This window comes from Mesorhizobium sp. M7A.F.Ca.MR.362.00.0.0 (genome assembly GCF_004023175.1).
Lineage (GTDB): Bacteria > Pseudomonadota > Alphaproteobacteria > Rhizobiales > Rhizobiaceae > Mesorhizobium.
On the sequence record NZ_RZTF01000959.1, the window covers coordinates 1 to 354 of the forward strand.

Below are 354 nucleotides of genomic sequence, written 5' to 3' on the forward strand. Positions count from 1 at the left end.
ACCGGCGGCAGGACCGATCGCTCCCCGGGCATCTGTGTCACCACCGCGATCCGGCCTTGGTCATTCCGCCGCCTTGACGAAGGCCGGGTCGATCATCTGCTCCGGCGTCACATCGGCCTGCAGCAGCTTGGCGTTCTTGGCGGCGGCCTCGACATCGGTGAAGGTCTTGGTGGTGAAATCGCCTGTCAGCGCCGTCTTGTTTTCGGCGAGTGAGTAGTAGCGTACGCCGTCAAAGGCGGTGTTGAGGTCCTTGACGTCCGAACCGACGGCCTTGGCGATGATGGCGCGTCCACCGGGCGTGTCGGCATTGTAGTCCTTGAGCGCCGCGTCCCAGCTCTTGATCATGGCCAGCAC

Annotated in this window: 1 pseudogene; it reads right to left on the reverse strand. The window is 64.1% G+C overall.

Annotated features, from left to right (window positions below):
- Positions 1-60: 60 nt before the first annotated feature.
- A pseudogene (locus tag EOC06_RS38680) lies at positions 61-354 on the reverse strand (ABC transporter substrate-binding protein); the annotation flags it as partial.